Source organism: Candidatus Paracaedibacter acanthamoebae (assembly GCF_000742835.1).
Classification (GTDB): Bacteria; Pseudomonadota; Alphaproteobacteria; order Paracaedibacterales; family Paracaedibacteraceae; genus Paracaedibacter; species Paracaedibacter acanthamoebae.
Genome location: NZ_CP008941.1, coordinates 654,489 through 672,139 on the forward strand (window position 1 = coordinate 654,489; position 17,651 = coordinate 672,139).

General features: G+C 40.3%; 17 protein-coding genes and 2 tRNA genes. 13 read left to right on the forward strand and 6 right to left on the reverse strand.

The genetic code is table 11. The annotated features are described in order from the left end of the window. Positions 1–17: 17 nt before the first annotated feature. Positions 18–1,349, reverse strand: a complete 1,332-nt coding sequence (locus ID47_RS02930; protein WP_051908490.1) for a sodium:proton antiporter — start codon at positions 1,347–1,349, stop codon at positions 18–20. An 84-nt stretch (positions 1,350–1,433) separates the two neighbouring features. Here ID47_RS02930 and ID47_RS02935 point away from each other — a divergent pair, with 84 nt between their 5' ends. The 8 genes from ID47_RS02935 (at position 1,434) to ID47_RS02975 (ending at position 10,457) form a co-directional block, all read left to right on the forward strand. Continuing rightward, on the forward strand, positions 1,434–3,014 hold the full coding sequence (locus ID47_RS02935) for an intermembrane phospholipid transport protein YdbH family protein (RefSeq protein ID WP_198022330.1): 1,581 nt from the start codon (positions 1,434–1,436) through the stop codon (positions 3,012–3,014). Positions 3,015–3,145: 131 nt separating this feature from the next. Beyond that, entirely contained in the window at positions 3,146–4,999 is a 1,854-nt protein-coding gene (gene uvrC, locus ID47_RS02940) for an excinuclease ABC subunit UvrC (protein ID WP_038463662.1), read from the forward strand. 832 nt (positions 5,000–5,831) lie between these two features. Next, complete coding sequence (locus ID47_RS02950; RefSeq protein ID WP_038463668.1) at positions 5,832–6,050, forward strand: hypothetical protein; 219 nt, start codon at positions 5,832–5,834, stop codon at positions 6,048–6,050. A gap of 44 nt (positions 6,051–6,094) precedes the next feature. Continuing rightward, complete coding sequence (gene pgsA, locus ID47_RS02955; RefSeq protein ID WP_038463671.1) at positions 6,095–6,640, forward strand: CDP-diacylglycerol--glycerol-3-phosphate 3-phosphatidyltransferase; 546 nt, start codon at positions 6,095–6,097, stop codon at positions 6,638–6,640. Between the two features lie 45 nt (positions 6,641–6,685). Then, entirely contained in the window at positions 6,686–8,362 is a 1,677-nt protein-coding gene (locus ID47_RS02960) for a L,D-transpeptidase family protein (RefSeq protein ID WP_038463674.1), read from the forward strand. 174 nt (positions 8,363–8,536) lie between these two features. After that, on the forward strand, positions 8,537–8,824 hold the full coding sequence (locus tag ID47_RS02965) for a hypothetical protein (protein ID WP_038463677.1): 288 nt from the start codon (positions 8,537–8,539) through the stop codon (positions 8,822–8,824). A gap of 333 nt (positions 8,825–9,157) precedes the next feature. Further along, positions 9,158–9,748, forward strand: coding sequence for a hypothetical protein (locus tag ID47_RS02970; RefSeq protein ID WP_038463681.1), 591 nt, complete (start codon positions 9,158–9,160; stop codon positions 9,746–9,748). A gap of 133 nt (positions 9,749–9,881) precedes the next feature. Continuing rightward, positions 9,882–10,457 carry a hypothetical protein gene (locus tag ID47_RS02975; RefSeq protein WP_156956623.1) on the forward strand — a complete coding sequence of 192 codons (576 nt, stop codon included), beginning with the start codon at positions 9,882–9,884 and terminating at the stop codon, positions 10,455–10,457. Between the two features lie 245 nt (positions 10,458–10,702). Here the strand turns inward: ID47_RS02975 and ID47_RS02980 are convergent. Both ID47_RS02980 and ID47_RS02985 read right to left on the reverse strand, forming a co-directional pair. Beyond that, positions 10,703–10,779, reverse strand: a tRNA-Pro gene (locus ID47_RS02980). Between the two features lie 253 nt (positions 10,780–11,032). Further along, a tRNA-Ser gene (locus ID47_RS02985) sits at positions 11,033–11,122 on the reverse strand. A gap of 334 nt (positions 11,123–11,456) precedes the next feature. Here ID47_RS02985 and ID47_RS13140 point away from each other — a divergent pair. Genes ID47_RS13140 through cydX form a run of 5 tightly spaced genes read left to right on the forward strand, consistent with a single transcriptional unit; the run spans position 11,457 to position 14,603 of the window. After that, positions 11,457–11,633 carry a hypothetical protein gene (locus ID47_RS13140; protein ID WP_198022331.1) on the forward strand — a complete coding sequence of 59 codons (177 nt, stop codon included), beginning with the start codon at positions 11,457–11,459 and terminating at the stop codon, positions 11,631–11,633. A 44-nt stretch (positions 11,634–11,677) separates the two neighbouring features. Next, a complete protein-coding gene (locus tag ID47_RS12790) occupies positions 11,678–11,821 on the forward strand; it encodes a hypothetical protein (protein ID WP_156956624.1) in 144 nt (47 codons plus the stop codon). A gap of 2 nt (positions 11,822–11,823) precedes the next feature. Then, on the forward strand, positions 11,824–13,347 hold the full coding sequence (locus ID47_RS02995) for a cytochrome ubiquinol oxidase subunit I (RefSeq protein ID WP_038463690.1): 1,524 nt from the start codon (positions 11,824–11,826) through the stop codon (positions 13,345–13,347). Positions 13,348–13,351: 4 nt separating this feature from the next. Continuing rightward, a complete protein-coding gene (gene cydB / locus ID47_RS03000) occupies positions 13,352–14,497 on the forward strand; it encodes a cytochrome d ubiquinol oxidase subunit II (RefSeq protein WP_038463693.1) in 1,146 nt (381 codons plus the stop codon). Between the two features lie 10 nt (positions 14,498–14,507). Then, entirely contained in the window at positions 14,508–14,603 is a 96-nt protein-coding gene (gene cydX / locus ID47_RS12295) for a cytochrome bd-I oxidase subunit CydX (RefSeq protein WP_038463696.1), read from the forward strand. Positions 14,604–14,614: 11 nt separating this feature from the next. Here cydX and ID47_RS03010 read toward each other — a convergent pair whose 3' ends face one another. Genes ID47_RS03010 through ID47_RS03020 form a run of 3 tightly spaced genes read right to left on the reverse strand, consistent with a single transcriptional unit; the run spans position 14,615 to position 17,632 of the window. Further along, the gene (locus ID47_RS03010; RefSeq protein WP_075261552.1) at positions 14,615–15,151 is read right to left on the reverse strand and encodes an RNA pyrophosphohydrolase; all 537 of its coding nucleotides are present in this window, start codon (positions 15,149–15,151) and stop codon (positions 14,615–14,617) included. Continuing rightward, positions 15,129–16,448, reverse strand: a complete 1,320-nt coding sequence (locus ID47_RS03015; RefSeq protein WP_038463699.1) for a divergent polysaccharide deacetylase family protein — start codon at positions 16,446–16,448, stop codon at positions 15,129–15,131. Before ID47_RS03015 ends, ID47_RS03010 begins: the two co-directional genes overlap by 23 nt. Next, positions 16,445–17,632 (reverse strand): S41 family peptidase, encoded by a 1,188-nt coding sequence (locus ID47_RS03020; protein ID WP_051908493.1) that lies wholly within the window; start codon positions 17,630–17,632, stop codon positions 16,445–16,447. The genes ID47_RS03015 and ID47_RS03020 overlap by 4 nt, the downstream gene beginning before the upstream one ends. Between the last annotated feature and the right edge of the window lie 19 nt (positions 17,633–17,651).

A 17,651-nucleotide genomic window follows, 5' to 3' on the forward strand; every position in this document is an offset into this window, starting at 1 on the left:
ATTTTTACACCTATTTCTTATAAAAAAATCCAACAAAAAATTATAAACGCGGGCAGCAGTATAGCGCACGACCAAAGCATATAGCCAAAAAAACTTGGCATTTTAATATGTTGCTTTTCTGCAATAGCTTTGACCATAAAGTTTGGCGCATTACCAATATAGGTCATGGCACCCATGAATACTGCCCCAGCAGAGATTGCCATCAGGGTAGGAGCCATCGAGGTTGATAAAACTTGAGCATCTCCCCCCGCCATATGGAAAAAGACTAAATAAGTTGGGGCATTATCCAAAAATGCGGATAACCACCCTGTCAACCAAAAATAAAGCTTGCTATCTGGCTGTCCCCCTGGATTTGCTAATTGCAATAACCCTCCAAATGGTCCTGTGATGCCTTGATGTAACATTTGAATAACGGGAATGATAGTAGTAAAAATACCAATAAATAACCTTGCAACTTCTTTAAAAGGTTCCCAGCAATACTGATTATAATACCGAACCATCTTTGGTGTAATTTTCCATGAGATAAGAGCAAACCCTAACAATAAGATATTTCTAATGATTTCGGCCCATGTAAGCTCCAAAATTCCCGAGCTTGGTGCATCTGTCCATTCCCCAAGCATCCAGACGCTCATAACCACACTTAGCAAGATTGGAAAATTGCGCATCCCCATGATATGCAATAAACGCTGGCCGGTTTCCCGAACTTTGGGCTGCTTTTCTTCTTTTGTCAAAAGATAGTGATCAATTGCTAAAAATATAGCAATTAAAAGTATAAGTACCTTAACCATTGGCCCGAAAAGATGCTCCATAGGCCACCAAAAAGGGATACCTTGTAAGTACCCCAAGAATAAGGGTGGATCACCAAGCGGCGTTAAGCTTCCCCCTACATTTGCCACTAGGAAAATAAAAAATATAACGAGGTGGATTCTGTACTTTCGATGACGATTCATATCGAGCAGCGGACGAATTAATAACATTGCTGCCCCTGTGGTCCCAATAAAGCTGGCCAAAAAAGAACCAACCAAGAGTAAAAGACCATTGGTACCCGCATGGGCACGCACCCTTATAACAATATGAATACCGCCAGTGATTGTATAGAGAGCAGCAATCATCAACATAAACGGTATATACTCATGGAAGAGCATATGAATCCATTCTTGCAGGGTCACCCTAAATCCAAATTTACCCATTAACATGGTAAGAGAGATCAGCGACCAAAAAATTGCAAAGCGGAAGTAATTTTTATGCCAGATATTCTGAAACAAAATGGGTCCTAGAGAAATTGACAACAAAATTCCCACAAACGGTAAAGAATATATATGGGAAGAGAAGGTAGCATCAAAAGTCATAATTGCTTATTATTGAATAATATTTCATCATGGATATACCATAGCTTTCTTTTGCTAAGGATGAAAGATGAATTGGATATTTTTATGCTAAAGATGAGCTCTATTTTCAAACATACTCTGCCCTGGGTTTTATACTTATCCGCCTTAATATTAGCTGCGTATATGGGATTAAGTAGTAATTTTGTCAACAATAAGATCATTAATCCCATTTTTGGCAACCATATCCAAGTTTCTTCCTCTTCAGCCAGTATCAGTAAAGGCCAACTCCATTTCAAAGATAATGCTATTAATAATGGCGATTATGTTTTGGGTAAAATCGACCGCATTCGAATTACCCCTGAATTAAAAGGTTTATTATCAGGGCATCACAAACGGGTAACATTATCGGGGGGCAACTTTTCGCTCCGCTTCTCGGAATTTACAGATCTATCTAAGATCATTGGATTAATGGATAATCTCAATGCCAATCCAGCAGAATTTATAATTGAAAAGCTGAAACTTCACATTGGCGAGGAAAATTTCATATTATGGGGAGGACAGAAATACTATCAACTTGCTAACAGGCATCATGAAATTATATCTGTTAAGTTTGAAGATGAACACACAAAAATTAAGTCTTCTTATTGGACTCTGCCTTATATTTCCTTAAGAAATATAGAGGGAATTATCACTCAAAAAGGCGATCATCTTAATGGAACAATTAAAGCAAATCTAGATGATTATAAGTCTGAATTGGATATAAAATTTAAACTGTCGCCTCATCTTTATAAAGCTCAAGGAGTTACATTAAATTCTAATGGTCGCACCGGTGAATTTTCAGCAACCTATGCTCCTCAAATCCACGATGGAAGCATTACGTCTAACATTCATAATCTCAATCTCATAACCATCCACAACCTTATTCCATGGGTATCGGATATCCAGGGCTTAGAAATTGAGGGAGGCAAGGCGCAACTGCTAGCAAAACTCAACATTCATCAAGACAGTCTTAATGGTCAGGTGAGGCTAAATTGGAAGGATGGTACTGCTAAGTTATTCTTTTATGATATTACCGGGATTACAGCAGACCTGCCGATAATAACCGCAGAGCAATCCAACAATGTGATCATTAAAGCAAAATCTATCCGTCGTCATAGATTAAACTTTACCAATGTATCCATTGTCGGAGAGACCGATTCGTCTTTAGGGATGATTCCCAAAATCATTGATATCGAATTTTGCAAAGGGCAACTGCATCTCCATGATTTCAAACTAATGCCCGAAGGATTATTGGCTAAGGTTGATTTCTCTGATTTGGATATCAATGAAATGATTAGTACGAGTGACGTTACCACATTAGCAGCAACCGGCACAATATCAGGGTCAGCTGTTGTTCTTTTGGATCAATCAACGATCAAGATTATCACAATGTCAGCCCGATCCTCAGCCTTTAACGGAAAAATTCATTACTTACCATCGGATAAAGAAGAAGAAGAGGACAAAAACGAGCAAGCCTTAAGCGATCTTAATTATACAGTCCTGAACATCTCGCTGCAAGCCTCAGAAACAGACAATAATCCGGGAAAAATTAAAATTCATATCGTTGGAACCAATCCCGAAGTTTCAAACGGTTATCCTTTAGACTTTACAATCGAAACTGAAGGAAACTTTAGCGATTTCTTTTAATCTTAAGTGATTTAAATTTACCCCTCACGGTGACAGCCGATCCTTCAGTTGCCCCTGACAATCCTCCCCGTAATGTGATATAATACTAATTGTGAACCTATTTTCTATACCAACCGTTGTTATGATGCACAATGACTTCTGATCTAAAACTCTCAGCCCTTGAAACTGGCATAGACATTATTAAGTCTGTCGTGAAGACCCTTCCTGATAAGCCGGGCGTCTATCGGATGTATAATAAAAATGACGACCCTTTATATATCGGAAAAGCCAAAAGTTTAAAAAAACGTGTTGTTTCTTATACTAAAACAGAGCAGCTACCGATCCGATTGCAACGCATGGTGGCAGAAACAATTCGGATGGAGATTGTTACAACCCATAGTGAAATCGAAGCTTTATTGCTAGAAAGCAATCTAATTAAAAAGTTGCAGCCTCGCTATAACATTCTTCTAAAAGACGATAAATCCTTCCCATACGTGCTGATTACTCAAGATCATAAATATGCCCGTATTGCAAAACACCGCGGTCCTCAGCAGGTAAAAGGCCGCTATTTCGGCCCCTTTGCCAGCAATGCGGCCGTCGATGAATCCTTAATTTTGCTGCAAAAAATATTCCTGCTCAGGAATTGTAGTGACAGCTTTTTTGCTGCGCGCACCCGTCCTTGTTTACAATACCACATCAAGCGCTGCTCAGCCCCTTGTGTCAAAAAGATTACGGCGAGTGAGTATAATGAATCGGTTAAACAAGCTGTTGATTTTATTTCCGGCAAATCCTCTAAAGTGCAAGAGTATTTAGCTGCAAAGATGCATACAGCCAGCGAAGACCTTGACTATGAGACAGCAGCACTTTACCGTGATAGAATCGCCATTATCACCCGCTTGATAGCCCGGCAACGCATCAATGTGGAAGGGATAAGTGATTGTGATATTGTCGCCATAGTCGATAATTCTGGACAGACCTGTGTCCAAGTCTTTTTTTTCCGCCATGGCCGTAACTTTGGAACGGAATCATTCTTTTTAGCCCACACCCAAGGCGCAACCATTGAGGAAAAACTAGAGGCCTTCCTCAATCAATTCTATGCGGACCGTGAACCCCCTAAAAAAGTTTTACTGAGCCACAAACCTGAAGAGTTTGATCTGATTAAATCGAGCTGTCGAGAACATTTTGGCAAAGCCATAAGCTGGGAGATTCCCCGCCTTGGCAAAAAGAAAGAACTTATTGACCATGCCTTGTCCAATGCAAAGGATGCCATTTCACGAAAAGTGAATGAATCTGCGTCAATGGGAAGATTATTTGATGAGGTTGCCACAACTTTTGGGTTAGAAAACCGCCCTTCCCGTATTGAGATTTATGACAACAGTCATGTTCAAGGCACCCACCCATACGGGGTGATGGTTGTCGCAGACGAAACCGGATTCAATCGCAAGGCTTATCGAAAATTTGCTATAAAATCAGCGCAACCGGGGCATGGTGGCGATGATTATGCCATGATGCGCGAAGTTTTAAGTCGTCGCTTTGCCCGTGCCGAACAGGAAGATTGGCAGCTGCCCGAACTCATGTTAATTGATGGCGGATTGGGACAATTAAATGCCGTCTTACAAGTTATGGAAGAGCTAGAGATTCAAGGTGTTACTATTGTTGGCATTGCCAAAGGAGAACAACGCAATGCTGGGCGAGAGAAATTTTTTATGCCCGCTCAGGAACCTTTTACTTTAGAACATAATTCCCCCACCCTGCATTTCTTACAGCGACTGCGCGATGAGGCCCATCGTTTTGCCATTGGAACCCACCGAGCCGGCCGCCAAAAATCTATGGTAAAATCAAAATTAGATGAAATTGCAGGGATAGGTCCTAAACGCAAAAAGGCTTTGCTCCACCATTTTGGTTCAGTTCGTGGCATCTCAGCAGCCAGCATTCATGACTTAATGGTTGTGGATGGGATCAATGAAACGGTAGCAAAAATCATCTATAGCCACTTCCATGATTAGTCTTAGCCTATAAAGAAAAATTTATTTATAAAATTCTATATAGACACTATGATCTTCTTCATCAATAAACCTAATTTATCTAAAATTTTTATGAGAAGATTGCGTAATCAAAATAATTCAAATCTGGTTGAACAAAGACTTGGGAACCATTTAAAACAGACAAACCCCTTCCTCCTAAATCTCTTTAACGGTTATGTAAAGCCTTACCTTTTCCCTTGTGTACTAACATCAGTTATTAGTCTCGTTATTGCGGCAGCCCTATACTCAAACAAGTACTGTATTTCCTTAAATATTCTTTTAAATTCAAGTACTTTTTCAACATACATTGCTTTTACATTTATATTAGTAATGAGTACCTTACTGATTGCAACTCAAAACTCGTTTAATTACTTAATCAATCTTCTTGAAAGCTTTGAAAGCTGGAACAAGGAAAAGTATAAACTCTTCTTCACGATGGGGTTAGCCCCTTTATATTTTACGATACCAATTATTATTGGCGCTCTGGGTTATTAGCCCTTAGGATATATAATACTTATGTTATTATTATTAAGTTACGTAATATATTTAAGCATAATAAATGTAAAAAAATTTTTACTTTTTATGTCGTACTTTTATCTTTTTTACATTTTATGGTTCACAACTCCTTTTGATGTTCGGTCTAGCAGAATCCTTAGATTTATTAGGAATAAGTGAAAAATTTCTACCTATAATAGTCCTTTTAATGGAAAACATAAACATTTGGGTGATATTTTTTTCTAAATTGTCTACTCACTCGTTCAAAAAACTTCGGAGAGCAAATAGAACAATATTGATATGCCTATTTACTTTAATAATGTCTCTCTTCCCTCTTGATTTTTTATTAAATTATACCTATACAGGCGGCGGTTTACCCATTCAAATTATCCAGGAAGGAAATCCAGTTAGCTCACCTGCCCTCCTCGTCATGGATCGAGAAAAAAATTTCATTGCCTTTGATAAGGAAACTCAATCTAGCAAAATTTATGATAAACCCAAAGTTTCGTGGAAACTTGCAAAACCTGTCTTGAACTGAGAAAATAATAATGTCAATATGGGGTCAACGCAGGAGGGATAAGCGTGCTGACAATTCCAAATATTTTGACATTTATCCGGATCTTGTTGATTCCGGTCGTGGTAATAGCTTTTTATATCGACACCGTTTTATGGCGTTGGTTAGCTGTTTTTGCCTTTGCAAGCGCCTGCTTCACAGATTATTTGGATGGCTACCTCGCACGCCTTTTAAAACAAACCAGTAAACTAGGTACCTTTCTTGATCCTATTGCTGATAAGCTGTTGGTTGCCACAACGCTTCTCTATATGGCTGGCTATGATAAAATATCTCGCTTATCTTTAATCCCAGCGGCAATCATTTTATGTCGTGAAATTATGGTATCAGGCCTACGCGAACATTTGAGTGAGATTAATGTTCCCCTGCCTGTTAGTAACCTTGCAAAATGGAAGACAGCAGCCCAGATGGGAGCCATCACCATTTTATTAATCGGGGATGTCTCAAAGCGCCCCATTGCGTGGATTGGTGAGTTATTTTTATGGATTGCTGGTATTTTAACAATTATGACGGCTTATTCTTATCTATCAAAGACTATTAAAAACTTTGATAATTAAACTTTTTATTGAGTTTTAAAGGATAATTAACTCCAATAATTTACGATGTATTTTAAGGATAACCCTTGTCTGGATACCATCGTCATGAAAGTTTTTACGATTACAGCCTTAATTACCACGGCTTTATCTTATAATCCAGCACTGGCAGATAAAGCACATGACTCTTCCCAAAAGGGTTATACCAAAGTTGTCGTCGGTGAACATAAGAGCCCTATCGAATTATATATTCTCGACCATAAGACTATTAGTAAAGAAACGCGGGACTTCTATAAGCAACATGGTTATGTTGCTGTTTGGTATCCCAACGGCGAAGAAAGTGTCGCTGCCAAGGCAGCAAAAACGGTTTTAAGAGGTGCCGATCTCGAGGGGCTCAATCCCAATGATTATCAACAAGGGTGGACCGCAAACTATAAAGAAGAGTGGGTTACAGCCGAAGTCCAATTAACAGATACATTTTTGAAATTTATCGATCATGTACGCGTGGGGCGTATACCCGCCAAAGATGCCGCTCGGACAATAAAACTTACCTCTCCCAAAACAGATCCTGTGGGCCTTCTCACCCTCGCCTTAAAAGATTCAAGCAATAATTTTGAAACACTCACTCGGATGGCACCGGCTGTACCGAATTATCAAAACCTAAAAAAGCTATTACAAATTTTTAAAGGCTTATCAGCTAAATGGGGGGACCTCCCCCTTCTTAGAAAAACCAAAGTTACGGTGGGACAAACTGATCCCAACATTCCAGCAGTCAAAAAAATTCTGGCCGTTTATGGTTATTATGTCTCAGCAAATTTTGACGATCTTTATACTCAAGATTTGTTTAATGCCCTGGTTGATTTTCAACGACATAACAATTTAGAGGCCGATGGGGTTATGGGCGATGATACCACGCGCGCCTTAAATATCCCCTTAACCAAGCGGGTTCAACAAATTATCATCAATATGGAAAGGTTACGCTGGTTCCCCGATGACATGGGTGAAAAGCATCTTATTGTCAATGTTGGTGGATACGAAGTTCTAGCTGTCCATAATAATAAAATAGAAGTCCGGATGCGCGCCATTGTTGGCCAAGTTGGCCGCAAGACCCCGCTATTTTATGCGCCCCTTATAAATATTGTCATCAATCCATCTTGGGGAGTTCCCAAAAGCATCCTTGTTCGGGATAAAATCCCTAAGATCATCAATGATCCAAGCTATGTCGAACGAGCAGGCTTTACTGTCTATGACAATGCTGGCAACCGTCTTGACCCCTATCATATTGATTGGGAGCATCGAGGCTCAAGTCTAAACTTACGTCAAAAGCCGGGCTTCCAGAATGCTTTGGGACGAATAAAGTTGAACATTGACAATCCCTATACCATTTATTTGCACGGAACACCCACAGCTAACCTCTTTGATAAGCCACGTCGAAATTTCTCCTCCGGTTGCATCCGGTTACAAAATCCTAATGAGCTGTCCGCTTGGGTTTTAAAGGATGAAAATGGTTGGGATGAGCATAGAATTCAAAAGGAAATTAATTCTGGTCAAACTAAAACTGTTTCACTGAAAACCCCCATGCCCGTTTACTTTACATACCAAACTGCATGGCTTTCTGATGATGGCAAACCTCATTTCAGTCCGGATGCCTATAAAATGGATGAGACGCTGATAAGCCTATTAAAGCTTGAAGACTATCCCCTTACACAAATTGCTAAAAGTAACGATCAGCTTGTATATGGATGATTTAAATAGTCCAGAATTACCGAACTGCTTGGATTATTTAGTTTTTTCGTTAGGGCTGCCTGAATAAATTGTAAATTAAAGAATATATCCTTATATATAAAGCTAATGAAAGAGAAGCTTGGATTTTAATTGTCTAGTTTCCTTCTTTTAAAACTAAATAAAGGATAAATCGATATGAGACTATTAATCCTTCTACTGTCTATAACAACAGGCGTTTTGTCAATGGAGCCTGAAACTGGGAAGGTAATGGAATTAGAACCTGCTGGTAGCCGCAAACAAAAATTCGAACAGGCTGTCAGGGACGAACAAGAACTCCCGCTCCAAAAACGGTCTAGAACGGAACGCTTAGATGCTAAAACAAAGTCAAAAATTGAGAAAAAGCTCCGACACCTAACTAAAGGAAGTGAGATTGCTAACTATTGGAAGAAAATTAGCGAATCTCAAACAGCTTTAAATGCATAAAACCCCATTACCCAGGCACTAGCTGGGAAAAAGCTCTTAGCTGCTCAAAATTGAATCCACTATGCTTGTAAGTTCATCAGTAAGAAATTCCTCCCAGACTTTTTTAGAAAAGATGCTGTCACAAAAAATGGTACCCCTATTCCCTTAGAAGTTAAACTGCATATTGCGAGTTACCTTAACTGGGAAACGTTAAAGGTATTAAGCGAAGTATCGAGCGGCGGTTATGAAGTTGCTGCGAGCATTAACCCTTGCTTTGAGGAAGCGACAAAACACACTAGCATTAAAACAATTGATATTTTAAAGGACAAACTACGAGAAGAAGACGGAGAAGCCTTGACAGCTGTCGGTATAGCACGCCATAAAATCTTACTGCCACGGCTTATTCAAAAATATGAAGAAGTCACCCAAAAATCCAAAACTCAAAAACATGCGTTACAAAAGGACCTGTATGAGATAAAAAAAAGAAATTTAAAAATACAATTTGACGGATGCATAAACAATAAATGGCTTCGGATGGCTGTGGAAAAAGGCAACGGTCACGCTCTTCTTTATTTCCTCCAAAATTATCCTTCTAACAAAATCAAAGAAGAATATATGGATCTGGATGCCATCTCCCCAAGAAAAGAAAGTGAATTTTTAAGATTATGTAAGCAATTACAAAACTCCTTAGAAATTTTATCCTCGCAAGACAAAAAGGAAGCATTAACTGTTTTTATTAAAGCCATAGATTGCGTTAATGATAATCAATACATAAAAGAAACAGCGGAATTTATAGAAAAAAACTGGAGCGGCGATTGGCGGTCTCAATTGTTTTTAAGTCGACTTTATGCGCTAGATAGATATTTACCTCCCCAACGCTTTGAGAGAGAACCGAAAATATTTTGGCCTGCCGACTTTTCCTTACAGGATGCCCATTATATCTAATTTAGAAGATAGAGATACTAAAGCCAATTCTTTTTTCCAAGCAGGACTCTGCCGTTGCTTCTGCGCATATTTTTACTGTGAGGATACTCCAGATGATAAATGTTTAAAGACGCTATCTTTTTTTCAAAGCCTTATGCATGTAGCTCTAGATTTATGGGCGCAACAAGATAAAGGGAAGCTTTCTTTTGAAAAAGGTATAGAAAAATTAATTGATGCCTTCCACCAAAGTCCTATGGGGTGGTGCCCGCTTGAGAGGTGTCCCGATGATAATAACGTTAACTTCTACCATTCCTTTTCTCACCCGTCAGAGCATAGGATAGCGACTCATACCCATGGGATAGGCTGGTCTTTTATACGTACTGATACTGTACAGTCATTAGTAAAAGTTTATGCTAAAGTCAGGACAGATCATAAAAAGATAAGATTACCATCACTTTCCCCTCTACTTAGGCATCTAACTTTCAGGACAAAGTCTAGCCCCCGGGCAAAAAATGCTTTCTATTTATCCACTTTTATTGCTCTTTGTTCTCAAGACAGCTCAACCTTTGGGCCTATCCTAGAGGATCTTAATTCATCGTTAAGTTCTCGTATCGGCAGAGACTTAGAGGCAGTATATCTGCCTCCGGACGGCTATATTGAAGGCTATTTTGATGAATACTTTGAAAAAGCCGATAAGTATCTGGATCGCTATAGTGAACCTCAAATATGATGAAAAACTCTTGAAGTATCAATAAAAAAGAGCCATGGCTATAGCCATGGCTTTTCTAATATTATGCAGGTATTTTGAAAAATTGTTTTTTTAAGCCCCCACCATTAGCCAACTTTCTGCACCCACCCTGGTGAGGGAAGAGTAAACTCACAAAATAAAATTATGGCCCGATGGTTTACCCACCGTTTATTAAGCTTGGGTAAAATAGTTAATTTTTTAGATCTTATTAAATAGTTTTTTGAAATTGGTCGGAACGGCGGGATTTGAACCCACGACCCCTACCCCCCCAGAGTAGTGCGCTACCAGGCTGCGCTACGTTCCGTAATAAATGGCGAGGGCTAACAGAACCTCATCTCAAAAATTCGAGATTTTAATGGTCCGGATGTAGGAAATGATGGGATTACACGTACCGTGTTGCATCTGGCGGACTCAGCTTATGCTAAAGCATTAAGCTTCATTAACCGCTCCCTGTCGAACCCATTCTAGCTTCTCATCTTCACTCAATCCTACGCCTGCCCCAGAATCTTTTCAAGGTACGCTTCGCTTTACACCTTGAAAAAATTCCGGGTTAAACGTGGCGGAAGGGGTGGGATTCGAACCCACGAAGGAGTTGCCCCCTTGCCGGTTTTCAAGACCGGTGCTTTCAACCGCTCAGCCACCCTTCCACGATTTAGCTCTCACTAAATATACTCTATTTATTGCCCAAAACTTTAACAAACGTCAACTGAATTATCTCTTAAGGCTAATTTTTTTCTGACATCAACCTCTATCATATTAATAGTAAAGTATGTTGCAGAAAAAGATTCTCACAGTGATTTCCACTCTTTCTCTTTTGCAAACTTGACTTAGCGTGCCTTTAAGGAAAAGACTTTCCCTGGCTTGACAGGGAGTCTCGGAATCCCATGAGTCATTCCTTGCAAGCTCGAGTTCCCGGCTCTGCGGCCGGGAAAAGAAAGTTTTTTATGACATTTTCACCAATCTCCTTCTTTTTCCGGACAAATGCAGCGCGATCTGGAATCTCGAAATCACATAAATCATCACTTATCAGCTCGAGTTCTCGGTACTTCGCGATGCTCCGGCCGCAAAAAGGAAAAAAGTGCTCAAGAAGCACCCGTCAACAATCACACCATTAACTACGCCTTAACTGCGACAATGCTACACTATAACTCCCCTTAAAAGTGTGACTACAATAAAACATTATCAAGAACGTGTGATTCAATATGCGTCAATATTTCTTACATTTGGGCGTCATTCTTGTCATCAAAATCGTCTTAGTCACGTTGATGGCTCATTGCCTCTTTCCTAAAGAGAATCGCATCACCATCAACACAGATCTTGTGCAACACAAATTATTTATGAGCTAGCTATGGAAACTATTGTTGATTTATCTCGATTACAATTTGCTGTGACCGCCCTTTATCACTTTTTATTTGTTCCCCTAACCATAGGTTTATCCCTTATCCTTGCCATCATGGAAAGCGTCTATGTCATGACAGGCAAAGAAATTTGGCGCACCATGACGAAATTTTGGGGTGTCCTTTTCGGCATTAACTTTGCTATGGGGGTTGCCACCGGCATCACGATGGAATTTCAATTTGGGACGAATTGGGCTTACTATTCCCATTATGTGGGCGATATTTTTGGCTCTCTGCTTGCCATCGAAGGCTTAATGGCGTTTTTCCTTGAGGCAACCTTTATTGGATTGTTTTTCTTTGGTTGGAACAAATTGACAAAAGTCCAGCATCTTCTTTGCACGTGGCTATTGGCCTTAGGCACTAATTTTTCAGCCTTATGGATTTTGGTGGCGAATGCTTGGATGCAAAACCCGGTCGGGTCGGCATTCAACACAGAATCCATGCGCATGGAATTAACATCTTTTTATGACGTATTTTTTAATCCTGTGGCCCAATGTAAATTTGTTCACACCGTCAGTGCTGGTTATGTCACTGGGTCCATGTTTGTCTTATCGATTAGCGCCTATTATCTCTTAAAACAGAAACACGTTGATATTGCAAAACGGTCCATCGCTGTTGCGGCAAGCTTTGGCCTTGCTTCCGCTTTATCCGTTGTTGTTTTAGGTGATGAAAGTGGGTATACAGCCTCAGAAAATCAAAAGATGAAACTGGCTGCTATGGAAGCCATGTGGGAAACAGAGCCCGCTCCAGCAGGATTCACTCTCTTCGGCCTTCCAAGCTTAAATGATCATAAGACTTACTTTGAAATTAAGGTTCCGTGGGCTTTAGGACTCATCGCCACTCGCTCTTTTACCCAAGAAGTTCCAGGAATCCGTGAGTTAGTTGAAGAAGCCAAGTCCCGCATTGCCAGTGGCATTGAGGCTTATAAAGCCTTACAACAATTACGATTAAATAAAACAGATGAAGTTGCTCAGAAAATATTCGCAGATAACCAACAAAATTTAGGCTATGGCTTACTGGTTAAACGGTTTGTTGATAATCCAGCTACAGCGTCCTCCGAAGTCATTGACAAAGCGGCGAATTCAACCATTCCGAATGTCCCTGTCCTATTCTGGTCTTTTCGGATTATGGTCGGACTTGGATTCTACTTTATTCTGTTGTTTGGTTATGCCTTTTATCGTTCTACACGCCGTGACATTCATAGTCATGAACTCTTTCTTAAATTAGCGATGTTAAGCTTGCCTTTGCCATGGATAGCCGCAGAACTTGGATGGGTAGTCGCCGAATATGGACGGCAACCCTGGGCGATTGAAGGAATTATGCCAACCTTTTTAGGGGTATCAAGTGTCTCTAAAGAACAAGTCTTATTCTCTCTTAGCGGTTTTGTTTTGTTCTATACAACGCTATTAGTTATCGATCTATATCTCATGCGCAAATATATTAAAATTGGCCCAGACATTGTAAACCAGAGGTAAAATTATGCCGATTCCATTTGACTTTGACACATTAAAACTTATCTGGTGGGTACTTCTTGGTGTCCTTTTAATTGGTTTTGCCATTATGGATGGTTTTGATATGGGCGTTGCTGCTCTTTTGCCATTTGTTGGTAAGACAGATGGGGATCGTCGCATTATTATTAATACTGTTGGGCCAGTTTGGGAAGGCAACCAAGTCTGGTTGATTCTTGGCGCTGGTGCCATTTTTGCAGCCTGGCCCATGATTTATGCCGTTGCATTCTCAGGCTTTTACTGTGCCATGTTTTTAGTTTTAGCCGCCTTAATTATCCGCCCAGTGGGTTTCAAATTTAGAAGCAAACTGACCCACCCCACATGGCGAACGATTTGGGATTGGGGGATATTTACCGGGGGAATTGTTCCCGCTCTTGTCTTTGGCGTTGCTGTCGGTAATGTCATAGAAGGCGTCCCCTTTTATATCGATCAACAAATGATGCCCCATTATATTGGTTCCTTCTGGGACCTCTTTACGCCCTTTACCCTAATGTGTGGCGGTGTCAGTGCTTCAATGCTTATCCATCATGGGGCTTTATATCTCGCCATAAAAACTGAAAATCCCCTCTCCAGCCGCGCCTTAAAAGTTGTTAATTGGACAACATTAATAACATTGGGATTATTCGCCCTAGCAGGACTATATGTAGCCTCCAGTTTAGAAGGATATAAAATTTCATCCGATTTTGTAGCTAACGCAGCCGCTAATCCACTTGCCAAGTCTGTTGTTTCAGAATTAGGCGCGTGGGTTAAAAATTATGATGAGTATTCCTGGATGATCGCAGCGCCTGCCCTAGGTTTTGTGGCCACACTCTTATCCTGGCATGGCAAAATGCGTGATCAGTTAAAATCAGCCTTTATCCTGAGTGCTTCTGCGATTTTTGGTATTATAGCAACCGTTGGCTTAAGCCTCTATCCCTTCATTATTCCCTCATCTTATGATCCGCGCAGCAGCTTAACAATCTGGGATGCATCTTCTAGTCGAATGACCTTATTCATTATGTTATGCGCCACAACAATATTTCTGCCAATCATTGTGGGCTATACAACATGGGCTTACCGAGTTTTAGCCGGCAAAGTCACCAACAAAAGCTTATCAGAAGATATAAACAGCTATTAGGAGAGCTAATATGTGGTATTTTTCTTGGATTCTTGGGCTAGGATTAGCCTGTACTTTTGCAATTTTAAATGCAATGTGGCTCGAAATAGATGAGCATAAACTGTAATTTGATGTCTATTATTTACTAAGAAACTGATTCTTTATGGATTGCAGGATGGGTGTAAAATAATGAACAATGTTGCGATAAAGATCTTTTTTGAAATCGACAATTAAATCTGGTAACTCATAAGACTCTACCCATTTAAAGTCAATAAATTCTGGATGAGGGGTATTTAGATTAATATCGCTTTCATATCCCTCGTACCGAAACAGAAACCATTTTTGCTTTTGGCCAACAAACCGTCCACCCCATAATGTTTTTGCCAAGGGTTCCGGAAAATCATAACTCAGCCAGTCCTTCGTTTCCGCAATCAGGGATACGTGGCAGGTACCAATCTCTTCCTTCAGTTCTCTTAAAGCAGCCGCGTAAGGATCCTCACCAAAATCAATGCCCCCTTGCGGCATTTGCCAGGCTTCTGCATAATTGGTTTTTGACATATCCGCCCGTTGACAAATCAACACCTTACCACTGTAATTGACAATCATCATTCCCACCCCAAGGCGGTAAAATGGATCATGAGTAAGAATTGTATTATTGATTAGATTTGATGTCACTTCTCTCGTCCTGAAGTAAATCTGATATGGGCACAACACGAATCTTATTCTCGGACAGGATTTTAATCCATTGAATAATTTTTTCTGCAACACCGTCGGTATTAACATCAAAAGCAAGTATCCCATATCCTGTGCGTTTTACAAAGGAAATAAATTCAGATGATAAAGCGACATCTGGCGATAATAAGGTGACACCGGCATAGTTTGCTCGGGATTGAGCCGCCGCCTTGTGAAATTGGTTCATCAACACATCGGGTGGTGCAATAATAAAGTTTTTTTGAGACGTAATCAGTTCCAAAAATTCCACCACATCAGAATATGATTTTAGAAACAAATGTCCCGCTTCGGCATAAAATCCCGTACAGTTTCTCGACAGATCTAAATACTGATTTAATAATTTTTCCTTATTTTCTTTTGTGGATTTTGCCCGTAACGTCAACCATCCGAGATCCACATCCGCTTTTCCATCCTCTAACAACAACCCCATTAAAACGTCAAAGCCTTGAAGCTTTAATATTTCTATAAAATTATCAATATTCACCGTGTAAGGACTAACAGCAAGAGTGATTGTTGTCGGAAGTTGATCAACAACCGCATCGGAAATTTTTGTATTAAGCCCTAAACCGCTGACAATAATTGATACCTGCTGATTAGAGGTCACGGGATTTTCCAGCAAAAACTGAGGGTTAATTGTATCTATCACCGTATTAGTGAGAGTGGCGTAAGGCTGCTTTTTTAACCGGACAATTGATGAAGCCCCCGTCTCCACTAGCTTCTTAGGATGAGGCTTAGTTTCTTCTATCGGGACTGCTTCAAGAATTTTCTCAACAACCGGTTCTTTCTTTTCCTGCGACTTTGGCTGAGGGAAAGTGGGGGCCGGCAGGAAACTTGAGCTTGATTGTTTAGTTTCAACCTCTTTGACATCAACTGGCCTTGATGCTTTGGCAGGTTCTTTTTTCTCTTTTTCAGACAGGGTATCAGTGGCGATAGTGTCAGACGCATAGTAATTCGAAACCACTGTTAATTTGTGCCATAACAAAGCAGAAGTTGCGGCCAATAAAATAAAAAGCAGAATGATCATAAAGGCAATTCGACGAGAAGAAATTCCCTTCACGTCATTGATACCAATTTGCTTAGGCTTATTAGGGGCGATTTTCCGGCTGACATGCCCCACAATATTTTTTTTCTTGGATTGTTTTAATGATAGCACTGACCACAGCAATTTAAAGGTATGAGGGATCTCTCTCAATCCTTTTTTAAGAGCACTTAACAACTTTAAGGGGCCATCGAGCTTCACTGTTTCCACCTCTTCATCGAGGCAATGCTTTTAAGAATTTCAAACGAGCGATTTAGCTGAACATCGTCATCATTAATTCCCTTAGGCGAAAATAAACTAACATTGAGCATGGTTGACGGAGAATCCACGGTGATATCAGGCTGGATACCTTTACCATTTAATTCTTCCCCGGCGGGGGTCAAAAACCGTGCTGTTGTCAACTTAACCCCACCACTGCCAGGGATAGGAAAGACGCTTTGGACTGATCCTTTACCGTGGGACCTTTTGCCAAGAATAATAGCACGCTCATGATACTTAAGGGCAGAGGCAACAATCTCAGAAGCTGAGGCTGAGCCGTTGTTAATGATAACAACCACGGGAATATCGGGAAAAGTTACAGCTTCTTCAGCTTTAATGGTTTTAATTTTCTGACTGCGATCTATAACTTGGGTAACAATACCTGACTTGATGAAATATCCGACTGTCTTAACGGCTTGCTCCATCACACCGCCGGGATTATTGCGTAAATCCAGAACGATACCAATGATATCAGCTTTAGATTTTTGTAGTGTCTCGATCGCTTCTTGGAGACGGCTTGCAACCATATGATTAAAATAGCTAATTCTAAGATAAGCAATGCCGTCCTTAATGATCAGCTTGACAGGATTGATAACAACAGTACGCCGTTCAATGGAGAAATCGACTTCCTCTTCTCCTCGCTGAACCGTAATTTTTATGGCTGTCTGGGGACTGCCATGCAAAGAACTGATGATTTCTGAGTAAGTCATGGTGAATGTAGGTTTATCATCAATAGCAACAATAATATCACCCGCTTGCAAGCCTGCTTTAGCAGCTGGTGTATCGTCAATTGCACTGATAACTTTGACTCCACTTTCTACTGGATACACCTCAACCCCAATACCACCAAATTCGCCATCCGTCGAATCAGCTAAGGCTTCATAACTATCCGGTGGTAAATAAGCAGAGTAACTATCGAGTGCACTCAGCATACCACTCAGAGCCCCCATCCGCATCTTATTAAGATCAGGCTCTTTTATATACTTTTCTTGAACGAGCGTAATAACTTCTTTAAATAAAGGATCATTATCAAAAGATGGGGGGGACTTTGGTTTCTTGTCACCCCAACAACCCGCTAGCAGACAGCTTGATATTAAAAGAAGGGCACACGGCGTACGTAGACTCATCACAAACAGTCTCAGTCAA